Source organism: Cytobacillus sp. Bac17, from assembly GCF_024519925.1.
Classification (GTDB): domain Bacteria; phylum Bacillota; class Bacilli; order Bacillales; family Cytobacillaceae; genus Cytobacillus; species Cytobacillus pseudoceanisediminis.
This window is the reverse complement of sequence record NZ_JALJRC010000062.1, coordinates 1-9797: the sequence shown is the minus strand read 5'-3', so window position 1 is coordinate 9797 and position 9797 is coordinate 1. Positions and strand designations below refer to the sequence as shown.

The window sequence follows — 9797 nt, the reverse complement described above, 5'->3', positions numbered from 1 at the left end:
TGAAGCCGAAAATTGATAACTTGAGTAGAAAATGGTCGCCATGAAGAGTTCATGAAGCTGAAAAACGAGAACCAGAGAAGAAAAAGGTCACCATAGTGAGTTCCCAGCACACAAAAAAGCACGGCCTCAGCCGTGCCCTCCACAAACGCTATCACCCAAAAGCTCTTTTCAGCCTCTCCAGCCCTTCCGCCAATACTTCATGAGGGCAGGCAATATTCATTCGAACAAATCCTTCGCCACCCGGGCCGTATTTCGGACCTGGTTCCAGGGCTAGCTTCCCTTTTTCCAAAAGGTTTTGGCGCAGTTCGGCATCAGTTAATCCCATTCCGCGGCAATCAAGCCATAGAAGATATGTGCCGTCTGGCTCCATCAAGCGAATACCCGGAAGGTGTTGTGCAATAAATTCCGCAGCAGTCCTTTTATTTTCTTCCAGATAATCCATCAAACCATCAAGCCATTCCTCACCATGGCGGTAAGCTGCTTCCATGCCAATAATTCCAAAAGCGGACAGTGTGAAGAATCCTTGCTTGTGCTGTTCTGCCTGAAAAGCCTTCCGCAGCTTCTCATTGCTTATAATGGCAGCTGAAGCTTGAATTCCTGCAAGGTTCCAGGTTTTTGTGGGAGCTATGCAGGTGACCGTGAGTTCTGCAAATCGCGGATCCAGTGAAGCAAGGGGATAATGCTTATGGCCTTTATAAATTAAATCAGAATGGATCTCGTCGGAAAGAATAAGGCAATCATATTTAACACATAGCTCCCCTATTTTCCTCAGTTCCTCTTCTGTCCACATTCGGCCGCCCGGGTTGTGCGGATTGCAGAGAAGGAATAGTTTCACGCCCTCTTTCAATTTGTTTTCAAAATCGGCAAAATCAATTACGTACCGGCCATTCTCGAGTTTCAATTGAGAATTAACGACAGTGCGCCCATTCTGTTTAATCATCTCAAAGAATGGAGTATATACTGGAGACTGCAGCAATACTTTATCCTCTTTTTCAGTAAAAGCCTGGATGGCAGTTGCGATGGAGGGAACCACTCCCGTGCTGTATAGAATCCACTCATTTTCGATTTTCCAGCCATGCCGTTTGTTCAGCCACTGTCCGATAGCTTCTGCAGTAGAATCCGGTGCATACGTATATCCATAGACCCCATGAGCAATTCTGTCTTCAATGGCTTGCTTTACTTCTTCGGGAGGCTGAAAGTCCATGTCTGCTACCCACATGGGCAATACATCGGATCTGCCAAAAACCTCCTTGGTCCGATCCCATTTAACAGAAGCTGTATTTTCCCTGCTGATTTTTTGATGGAAATTAAAACGATTCAATCCTGTCACCGCCTTAAGAATTCTTTTATGTACCTTGACTCTATGATATGATATTGATGCTAAAAATTAAAATATTGCGGCTCGGTCGGCCGAATAATAAAAAGGTGATATACATGGAAATTCAGCAAACGAATCTCTTGCTTGTCTACACCCTGGATCAGTGGGATCCATTTGGAGTGGGGCCGGGCAATTATGATACTGAAATTGCGGATTCAGTCCAGGCAGTCCATGACTTAAATGATTTAATGAAATTGGCCAGGAAGATTCAATCCATTTATGAATTCTCGTTTGAGGAAATTATTCCTTTGGAAAAATGCAAAGAAATCTCAGGGCGTCTTCTGGAAATAAAGAATAATGGCTCCTGTGCTATTTAAGATAAAAACGGCAGCTCTCAGACCTTGGGGCTGCCATTTTTATTCACAATACTATACACTTTCCTGTACCCGAACGGTATTCATAAAACTCTTGATATGCTGAAGAACATCTTCCGGCCGTTCTTCCGGCACAAGATGCCCGGTTTCTTTTAATACCACCAGCTTGGAATGTTTTAAATCCTTATTCAGCCGTTTGCCGATATGAAGCGGGACGACTCTGTCATGTTCTCCCCAAATTAATAGACAAGGCGTTTCTATTTTCTTCAATGCAGAGGCAGGCATATCGCCTTCCCTATCGCGAATCATCCTGGTTAAAGCCCGGAAAATATCGTCTTCTAAAAATGGCGACAAATATCCGTAAAGCATTTCATCATCAATCATGGAATGATCGTAGACAACATTTTTTAAATTCTGCTTTACCCCTGAGCGCTGTAGATATAATTTAACATACAGATGAAAGAAAGGTATGTAACTTGAAAAGATGATATGCGGCTTCATTCGTTTCATATATCCGGAACTGCAAAGCAATACTGCCTGGTCTACGAGTTCAGGCTTGGAGTGTGCGACATTTAAAACAATCTGTCCCCCCATGGAATGGCCAATTAAAGTAACTTTTTCAAAGCCCATCTTTTCTGATAAGCGGATAACCGTATCCGCCAAGTTTTTGTATGAGTAGACGAACTGCTGGGATTTTCCGCTTTTGCCGAAGGGCGGCAAATCAATTGATACCACATTGAATTCCGTTTGCAGCAGAGGAATCAGCCTGCGATAGCTAAAGGTGGATGACAGAAAACCATGCAGCAGCACCAGGGTATCCCTGGAGGACTCATGTTTGTAGTATTCATAATAGACCTCTGTTCCATTAATAGGCTCTGTTCCAGAAAAAGTCGCTTGTTCCATTGGCCTTCCCCTCCTAGTCCCGGTTTTACTTTATTTTCCCCTTAAACTTAATCTTGACACATATGATTTTAAAGAAATTAATAAATAATGAAAGTGACACATTTATTTTCCGCAGTTTTTGCTATAATGTAACTATTTTATAGAGTAAATCACTAAAGGATGGGAGCGACAAAGGTGAAATTAACTGAAAAGCAAATAGAGGTTTTAGAAATTTTAGAAAACAACAGTGCGCGAATCCCTGTGGAAGACATTGCGAAAATGGCTGAATTAAGTATGGCTGAAACAGAAACTATTTTAGATAAACTCGAGGAAATGAAAGTGCTTGTGCGTTTTAATTCCGTTATTGACTGGTCAAAAGTCGACGGTCATGAAGGGGTTACCGCAATGATTGATGTGAAGGTCGCTCCAAAGCGCGGGGTGGGATTTGATGAAGTTGCACAAAGAATTTACCGTTTCAAAGAAGTAAGGTCTGTCTATTTAATGTCCGGTGCCTATGATCTTTCTGTCATCATCGAAGGCCGTTCCATGAATGAGGTCGCCCGATTTGTATCAGAAAAGCTATCGACTCTCGATTCTGTCTTATCGACAACCACACATTTTATTCTAAAAAAATATAAGCATGACGGCACTATTTTTGAACATAATGAAGACGACAAACGAATTGTGGTGTCACCGTAATGAATGGAACTAAGTCTTATTTATCAAAAACGGTGGAAGAGCTGAAGCCTTCCGGGATCCGCCGCTTTTTTGACCTTGCTGCAGGAATGGAAGGAGTCATCTCCCTTGGAGTGGGGGAACCTGATTTCATCACACCATGGTCTGTGCGTGAGGCAGCCATCCTATCACTTGAGCAGGGATATACATCTTATACGGCTAATGCCGGGTTAATGGAGCTTCGGGAGGAAATTGCAGGATATATGCAGAAAAGCTTCGGAGTATGTTATTCTCCCCGGAGTGAAATAATCGTGACAGTGGGAGCGAGCCAGGCGCTTGATATAGCTCTTAGGGCCATCCTCGATCCGGGCGATGAAGTAATTGTAGTCGAGCCAAGCTTTGTATCATATGTGCCATTAGTGTCTCTTGCGGGCGGTGTGCCTGTTCAGGTTCAAACTTTAAAAGAGAATGGGTTTAAGATTCTGCCTGAGCAGCTGGAAAAAGTAATAACTGACAGAACTAAAGCCATTATACTTTGTTCACCCAATAATCCGACTGGAACAATGTTAAGTGGGAGTGAACTGGAGGCCATCGCCCAAATAGCTGAAAAATACGATTTGCTGGTTCTTTCAGATGAGATTTATGCTGAGCTTGCTTATGATGGCGAGTATACAAGTTTTGCCGCAATCAGCGGGATGAAAAAAAGAACCATCCTGATCTCGGGATTTTCAAAGGGGTTTGCCATGACAGGCTGGAGATTGGGGTTTGTCTGCGCTCCTGAAGCGATATCCCAGGCGATGCTGAAAATTCACCAGTATGCGATGATGTGTGCGCCAACGATGGCCCAGTTTGCCGCTCTTGAAGCCTTGAAAACAGGCAGATCAGATGTTGAGGATATGAAAAAGAGCTATAAGCGCAGGCGGAATTATTTCGTTCAATCCCTAAATGAACTGGGATTAACATGCCATGTGCCGGGCGGAGCCTTTTATGCTTTCCCATCTATTGAAAGTACGGGACTTTCTTCTGAAGAATTTGCAGAAAAGCTGCTGCTGGAGGAAAAGGTAGCGGTGGTGCCAGGCAATATTTTTGGCGAAAGCGGGGAAGGCCATGTGCGCTGCTCTTATGCCACTTCCATGGAGTTGCTGCAGGAAGCAATTAAGAGAATTGGCCATTTCTTAAAGCGAAACCAAAAGGCATAAAAAAAGGACAATCCGCAACAGATTGTCAACTTCAAAAAGGGGGGAATACTAGAAAGCCTTACACTACAAGGCTAACCAGTATTCTCTTTTTATATACTCTCTTTTATAAAACTTTTTGATCATATTTGATCTCAAATAGCATTTGCATGACACGGAGGAAATCTTCCTCGCTGAATTCCTTTGCTTTGCGCAAGATGAGCTTAGCTTTTTTGGTGCCAATTTCACGCACAAGCTGTTCAATTTCATAATCGATTCCTGACTGGCCCTTCTGAAGTTCCTGTTCAAGCAGCTCAGAAGCTGGAATATCGAGGGCGGTTGAGATTTTTAAAACAGTCTGGGTATCAGGAATCTGGTCTCCATTTTCATATTTTGCAATCGTCCCCGTTCCAACTCTCACTTTCAAAGCTAGCTGCTGCTGGGTTATATTTGCGCGTTCTCGGCAGGCTTTAATGTTATGGCCGATTTTTGACATACCCATCACTCCCACTGTCAATTTCTTCTATCTATATTTTATCATGAGAAACGTGAGATCCTTTCTTTACTTCATGAACATTTCGTTAACAAACCAAAAAGATGTCTACATATTGTTTGCGGATTGTTTTATTATAATGAATGGCTGTCAGAATTGTTTTGTGGGATAAAATGTAAGTGAGTGTCATCAAAATCATTTTTGATATTTTTAAGAAGTTATGATATAATTTCTTATTGCGTATAAAGAGATAAAATTTGAATTTAAATAGGAGTGTTTTCATGTCTGAGAAAATCGAAGTAGGCAGTGTTATTACAGGAAAGGTAACAGGTATTCAGCCATATGGTGCGTTCGTGGCATTAGATGAGAATACACAGGGGTTAGTGCACATTTCCGAAGTGACTCACGGTTTCGTTAAAGATATCAATGAGCATCTTAAAGTGGGCGATGAAGTAAAGGTGAAAGTGCTGTCTGTTGACGAAGAAGCAGGTAAAATTGGTTTATCAATCCGTGCAACAGAAGAAGCTCCCCAAGCAGAAGCGAAAGCTAGAAAGCCTCGCAAGCGCCAGGCAGCTCCAATCAAAATGGAAGACGAATCTGCACAGGGATTCAACACACTTAAGGATAAGCTTCAAGAGTGGATTGACCAGTCCCAGCGCGAAGATCTTATTAAGAAGTAATAAAATGGATAAACCGGGTTTCCTGCCCGGTTTTTTATTTTCATTGGGATGCAAAAAATATTTGCTTTCTCGTGCAAAATGAGCGAGCGCTCGACAAATTCTTTTGCATGCTTAGCTACATAAAAAAGATGAAATTTATATTTTTTAAGATAAATAGTCTGAAAAATGTTGGAATTTAATATCTTGGCATTAATCTTGCAATAGTTAAACCAACTGCAACTTTAAAAGGAGGAACATACATGCAAGAAACAGGAAAGAAAATTCCCTTCTGGTTTTCAGTGCTGCCGCTGCTGGTGATGATTGCTGCCATGATTATTACAATTGTTAAGTTTGAGGGAAGCCCTCATGTGCCTTTAATTACCGGAACAATTGTATCCGCTTTCATCGCCTGGCGTTTTGGCTATAAGTGGAACGATATTGAGGAAGGCTTCTATAAAGGCATTAAGTTAGCGCTCCCGGCTATTCTGATTATTATAATGGTCGGTTTGACAATTGGCTCCTGGATTGGCGGGGGAATTGTAGCGACCATGGTCTTTTACGGATTAAAACTGATGACCCCATCCATGTTTTTAGTCTCAATTTGTATTATCTGTGCCATTGTCACTCTGGCAATCGGAAGCTCATGGTCTACAATGGGAACAATTGGCGTCGCCGGTATGGGCATTGGAATCAGTATGGGCATCCCGGCTCCAATGGTGGCGGGAGCTATCATCTCAGGCGCCTATTTCGGAGATAAAATGTCACCGCTGTCCGACACGACTAATTTGGCTGCGGGAATCACAGGCACCGATCTTTTTGCGCATATAAAGCATATGTTTTACACAACCCTTCCGGCGCTGGCCATTGCCATTATTGCTTATTGGTTTTTGGGAAGGCAATTTGGCGGGGATGATTTGAATAATGATAAAATAACTGGTGTCATGAATGTTTTATTAGAGAACTTTGTCATCTCTCCTTGGCTTTTACTGGTACCTGTAATTGTTATAGGGTTAGTGGCAAAAAAGGTGCCTGCACTGCCTTCGCTTGCGGTGGGGGTTTTCCTTGGCTGGCTTTGCCATATTTTAGTCCAGGGCGGTGCTGTGGGGGATGCGGTCAATACTCTTCAGGGCGGATTTTCGATTGAATCAGGCAACACAATGGTGGACGAGCTTTTCAATAGAGGCGGCATTGACGATATGATGTACACCGTGTCCCTAACGATTGTGGCGATGGCTTTCGGGGGAGTTATGGAGCAGACCGGCATGTTAAAAGCCATAGTTGAACAGATACTGAAATTGGCCCGTTCAGCAAGAAGTTTAGTAGCAACTACCGTACTATCTGCGTTCTTTACAAATGTGGCGGCTGCAGAGCAGTATATTTCCATTCTGCTGCCGGGAAGAATGTACACACAGGCATTTAAGGATAAAAATCTGCAATCCAAAAATCTTTCACGGGCACTTGAAGATGGCGGTACGGTCACTTCTGTTTTTGTTCCATGGAATACTTGTGCAGTGTTTATCATGTCAACATTGGCTGTTCATCCCTTTGAATATGCACCTTACGCGATTTTAAATTTCACTGTGCCGATCCTGGCTATTATCTTTGCCATGCTTGGCTACAAAATAACTTTCATGAGTGATCAGGAACGAAAAGAAATGGAAGAAAAAGATCAAATAGCATCATAGGGCTCCGATCATTCGGAGTCTTTTGTTTTTTGAAAAAGCGATGATAGGGTAAAGTAAACGGGAGCATTTCCTGTTGAGATTTATGAATAGTGACTTTGAGTTAGTCAAAGAATACATTTTGTTAAAAGGAGAGATAGTTATGGCAGAACAGACACTTTATGAAAAAGCAGGCGGCGGAGAAGCCATTGAAAAGGTAGTTGATTATTTTTACGAGGAACTGGTATTAAAGGATCCGACCGTCAATCAGTTTTTTGAGCATACGGATATGATTAAGCAAAAACGTCATCAATCCAAGTTCATAAGCTATGCATTAGGCGGCCCTAATCAATATTCAGGCAATTCCATGGCAAAAGCGCATGAGGGTATGAACCTGCAGCCCGAACACTTTAACGCGATTGCCAGGCATCTGCATGATGCGCTTGCCCATTTTGGGGTGAATGAGAGGGATATCGATGAAGCTTTGACTCGCGTTGCAGCTCTTAGGGACGATATTCTATACAAATAAGCTCCCCAAGGGGAGCTTTTCGTTTTTGTTATGCGGAAATTAGGATACACCTGCGGAAAATATCTTTTATCCGCCAAAGAATATAATCAAGATAATCAAGTTTTATCGCGTAAAATTCATTATATCTGCGAAATATCTGCGAACAAATTATTCTTCTAACCTCAAGCGGCATCAATCAGCTGTTTCTTTCCTTACTCCGTATTTTCTTAGCCGGTATTGCAGGTTTTGCCGACTCATGCCAAGAGATTTTGCGGACTGGGTTATATTATTGCCATGGTGTTTAAGGACCTTCTTTAGATAGTAGGTTTCAGCTTCCTGTATATATTGTTCAAGTGGTTTAATAGGCTTGTTTTTCTGTATAAGCAAATCCTCCAAATGACCGGTTTCGTTCGACTCCTCCTTGAATTGAGGCTTATTTCGGAAGTGAAGAGGCAAATGCACATAGCTGATCGCTTCTTCCTGGTCAATCAGATTCATGGCCCCTTCGATAATATGCTCCAGTTCCCGTACATTGCCCGGCCAATCGTATTGCTCGAATTTGCTCATTACTTCTTCATCGATTTCCGCTACATTCATCCCAAAGAGCTGATTGTATTTTTCTATGAAAAATTGTGCAAGATCCCTGATATCCTTTCTTCTCTCGCGCAGAGGCGGAACAAAGAGGGAAACAACACTTAGCCTGTAATATAAATCTTTTCTCATACGGTCTTCTGAGATAGCATCAATCGGGTCTTCGTTAATGGTTGCTATAATTCTTACATCTACTGTCCGGTCTTTCGTATCACCGACCCTTCTGACCGTTTTTTCCTGCAAAACTCTCAAAAGCTTTGCCTGCAGGGATGGATTAAGTGAATTGATTTCATCCAGCAGCAAAGTCCCGCCATTTGCCTGTTCAAACAATCCTGGCCTTTCAATGGAGCCTGTAAATGCCCCTTTCTTTGTACCAAATAAAAGACCCTCTATCAGACTGTCCGGAAGAGCAGCGCAATTTTGGGAGATAAATGGTTTTGAAGAGCGGCTGCTGCCATTATGGATGCTTTGGGCAAAAAGCTCTTTCCCTGTGCCGGTCTCCCCGATAATCAGGACAGAAGAACTTGTCCGGGTTGCTCTTTTGCTCGCTTCAATCACTTCTTGGATCTCGTCGCTGCTGCCAATAATACTATCGAAAGTATAGCGGGTGTCTCCGCGTTTATTCATATTTTCTCTGATCAGCTTTTCAAGCTTGGTGACATCACGTGCGATTTCCATAGCACCAATCTGTTCACCATCTTCCATAATTGGGAAAGTATTATTGATCGTGGTGATTTCCTGTCCCTTATTGTTAAAATAGGTTTGTTTGGCATTTTTAATTTTGCTGCCATTTTTGAGCGCCTGAAGCAAGGTGCTGTCTTCGTCCTGATTGAAAGAAAATACATCCAGCAGATTTTTATCCAGTACATCTTCATAATCCATACCCTCTATTTGGGCCATTTTTTTATTGTAGAATGTTGTTCTTCCTTCCTCATTCACTACATGGACACCAACATCAATTTCATCTAATATCCGTTGAAATAACTTGCTTTTCAATTGGAGCTGTTCAAATTCCCTGTGATTCATTGTGATCTCCTTCACTCGGCAGTTTATTCAATAGTATATACTAATTCGAATATATGCAATGAAAATTTGCACCAATAACTATTAGTGATTTAAAAAGGGCAAAAATATTTTGCTTTCAGTTTATGAAAATACTCATTTATCAGCTTTTTATATTTGGCACAGTTCTTGCATAATAAAATGGTGGATAAAAAACGAATTTATTAAAGGGGGATGGCATCATGGTACAGCCTTACAAACATGAACCTTTCACAAATTTTAAAACAGAAGAAAACCGTGAAGCATACTTACTGGGATTAAAAACAGTCGAAAGCTATTTAGGACAGGACTATGACTTATTAATAGGCGGAGAAAGAATCTCTACTGATGAAAAAATCGTATCCATCAATCCTTCTAATAAAGAAGAAGTAGTTGGCCGTGTTTCAAAGGCAAACCGCG

At 42.0% G+C, this 9797-nt stretch carries 10 protein-coding genes and 1 pseudogene; 7 read left to right on the top strand and 4 right to left on the bottom strand.

Annotated features, from left to right (window positions below):
* Positions 1-151 precede the first annotated feature (151 nt).
* Positions 152-1321: a MalY/PatB family protein gene (locus NR125_RS28825; RefSeq protein ID WP_256816781.1), complete on the bottom strand. Its 1170-nt coding sequence runs from the start codon at positions 1319-1321 to the stop codon at positions 152-154.
* 113 nt (positions 1322-1434) lie between these two features.
* Between NR125_RS28825 and NR125_RS28820 the strand changes: the two genes are divergently transcribed.
* A complete protein-coding gene (locus NR125_RS28820) occupies positions 1435-1695 on the top strand; it encodes a DUF1871 family protein (RefSeq protein ID WP_009331640.1) in 261 nt (86 codons plus the stop codon).
* A 51-nt stretch (positions 1696-1746) separates the two neighbouring features.
* Here the strand turns inward: NR125_RS28820 and NR125_RS28815 are convergent, their stop codons facing one another.
* A complete protein-coding gene (locus NR125_RS28815; RefSeq protein ID WP_009331639.1) occupies positions 1747-2595 on the bottom strand; it encodes an alpha/beta fold hydrolase in 849 nt (282 codons plus the stop codon).
* Between the two features lie 174 nt (positions 2596-2769).
* Between NR125_RS28815 and NR125_RS28810 the strand changes: the two genes are divergently transcribed.
* Positions 2770-3273, top strand: a complete 504-nt coding sequence (locus tag NR125_RS28810) for an Lrp/AsnC family transcriptional regulator (protein WP_071156710.1) — start codon at positions 2770-2772, stop codon at positions 3271-3273.
* Complete coding sequence (locus NR125_RS28805) at positions 3273-4448, top strand: aminotransferase (protein WP_009331637.1); 1176 nt, start codon at positions 3273-3275, stop codon at positions 4446-4448. Before NR125_RS28810 ends, NR125_RS28805 begins: the two co-directional genes overlap by 1 nt.
* A gap of 103 nt (positions 4449-4551) precedes the next feature.
* On the opposite strand, the gene NR125_RS28800 is transcribed toward NR125_RS28805, so the two are convergent.
* Entirely contained in the window at positions 4552-4920 is a 369-nt protein-coding gene (locus tag NR125_RS28800) for a helix-turn-helix domain-containing protein (RefSeq protein ID WP_009331636.1), read from the bottom strand.
* Between the two features lie 278 nt (positions 4921-5198).
* Here NR125_RS28800 and yugI point away from each other — a divergent pair, with 278 nt between their 5' ends.
* The 3 genes from yugI (at position 5199) to NR125_RS28785 (ending at position 7766) form a co-directional block, all read left to right on the top strand.
* On the top strand, positions 5199-5597 hold the full coding sequence (yugI, locus tag NR125_RS28795; protein ID WP_009331635.1) for a S1 domain-containing post-transcriptional regulator GSP13: 399 nt from the start codon (positions 5199-5201) through the stop codon (positions 5595-5597).
* A 239-nt stretch (positions 5598-5836) separates the two neighbouring features.
* Complete coding sequence (gene nhaC / locus NR125_RS28790; protein ID WP_256816780.1) at positions 5837-7261, top strand: Na+/H+ antiporter NhaC; 1425 nt, start codon at positions 5837-5839, stop codon at positions 7259-7261.
* Positions 7262-7400: 139 nt separating this feature from the next.
* The gene (locus NR125_RS28785) at positions 7401-7766 is read left to right on the top strand and encodes a group I truncated hemoglobin (RefSeq protein ID WP_009331633.1); all 366 of its coding nucleotides are present in this window, start codon (positions 7401-7403) and stop codon (positions 7764-7766) included.
* 171 nt (positions 7767-7937) lie between these two features.
* On the opposite strand, the gene NR125_RS28780 is transcribed toward NR125_RS28785, so the two are convergent.
* Entirely contained in the window at positions 7938-9362 is a 1425-nt protein-coding gene (locus NR125_RS28780) for a sigma-54 interaction domain-containing protein (protein WP_256816778.1), read from the bottom strand.
* A gap of 218 nt (positions 9363-9580) precedes the next feature.
* On the opposite strand from NR125_RS28780, the pseudogene NR125_RS28775 reads away from it, so the two are divergent.
* Positions 9581-9797, top strand: a pseudogene (locus NR125_RS28775) (L-glutamate gamma-semialdehyde dehydrogenase); the annotation flags it as partial.